Source organism: Synechococcus sp. WH 5701 (genome assembly GCF_000153045.1).
Lineage (GTDB): Bacteria > Cyanobacteriota > Cyanobacteriia > PCC-6307 > Cyanobiaceae > Regnicoccus_A > Regnicoccus_A antarcticus.
Genome location: NZ_AANO01000096.1, coordinates 1 through 1315 on the forward strand (window position 1 = coordinate 1; position 1315 = coordinate 1315).

The 1315-nt window shown below is 60.2% G+C and carries 2 protein-coding genes and 1 pseudogene; 1 reads left to right on the forward strand and 2 read right to left on the reverse strand.

What is annotated here, in order from left to right:
* Together WH5701_RS18205 and ruvX are read right to left on the reverse strand one after the other, a co-directional pair.
* Positions 1-200, reverse strand: a pseudogene (locus tag WH5701_RS18205) (DUF1292 domain-containing protein); the annotation flags it as partial.
* Between the two features lie 19 nt (positions 201-219).
* Complete coding sequence (ruvX, locus tag WH5701_RS16300) at positions 220-729, reverse strand: Holliday junction resolvase RuvX (RefSeq protein ID WP_050749848.1); 510 nt, start codon at positions 727-729, stop codon at positions 220-222.
* Positions 730-989: 260 nt separating this feature from the next.
* On the opposite strand from ruvX, the gene WH5701_RS17840 reads away from it, so the two are divergent.
* A complete protein-coding gene (locus WH5701_RS17840) occupies positions 990-1259 on the forward strand; it encodes a hypothetical protein (protein WP_006169876.1) in 270 nt (89 codons plus the stop codon).
* Positions 1260-1315 lie beyond the last annotated feature (56 nt).

The following is a 1315-nucleotide window of genomic DNA, read 5'->3' on the forward strand; positions in this document are numbered from 1 at the left end:
ACGCTGTTGATCGGCTCGGGCTCATCGTCATCCCGTAGCCGAAAGAGAGAAACGGGAGTATCAACGGGCGAAAGCAGGGCGTAATCCTGACCGTCCAGAGGGATTAGGTGCTCTAGAAAGCAGAGCAGATCGTGGCCCTCTCGATCACGAACCAACAGTGTTGGATGGTCTCCGCTCTTTCCTGCTGCGATGTCCGACATCGTCACTCACTATCTGAGGTCAGGATCCACCATCGATGGGCTCGGCGCCCGTCCCAGCAGCCATCGACTGGGCCGGTTTAAGCGCCGGCCCATCCTGGAGCCATTGTTCAAGCAGCAACGCCGCCGCCGCACTATCGAGTCGACCGGTTCGATCACCCTGCAAACCATGGCGTTCTCCTGCCGCCCAAGTGCTGCTGTGCTCATTCACCCAAGCCAAGGGAAGCCCCAAGGTCTGGGCTAGGCGCAGGCCATAGCGTTGGCAGTGCACAGCTTGCACCGTGGGCTGACCAGCCGAGTCGAGGGGTAAGCCCACAACGAGTCCCTGCACGGATCGCCGCTGGCAGTGGTCACGCAACACCAACAGATCGTTGTCAAAACGTCCACGGTGAAGAGCTGGCAAGGGCGTGACCGTGATGCCGAGGGCGTCACATCCCGCAAGGCCGATGCGTTTCCGACCGACATCCAAACTGAGCACGGAACAGACGGACGACACCGTTACCGAGTCCCTAAACACCGAGGTCCTAAACATCGAGGCCCCAGGCTGGGGTTTGGCAGGGGGCTCCCCTGCGGGCGTAGCCGACCAAAGACGTCATCAAAAGACCGACTGAGCTGAAGATTGCGGGGTGCCACGTGGCGGCGCCACATGCTTCGACCTAAGAGCAGCTGCTCGCAATCCCGCGTCCAGCCTTGGGCCTCCAACAACTGAGACAACGGGGCATCATCAAAGGCCGTGATCAAGGAACGAGGGGCGCCTTGTTGCAGAACCCTGCCGAGCACGACGGGTAGCGCTTGATCGAGACGGGGATCCCAAGCCACATCGCGAAGCAACTCAAAGGTGCCGTGATCGCTGCTTTCCGTGAGGCGGATGCAACCGGCCAATACGGTTTCTCCATCCACCAACACACCACAACCAGGGGCGTTGCGATCCAACAGATCCAACCAATGTCGATCGGTGATCTGGCGAAGATGGCTGAAATTGCCCACCTGTTCGATCGGCCAGAGCAACTGAGCCGTTCGGCGGGTGATCGGCAACCAACTCAGAGGGTCGATCTCCCCTAAAGGAGAAGGCGTCGCAAGCGGTTGCGGGGGCAACCAGCTTTGATATGGCCGAAGAG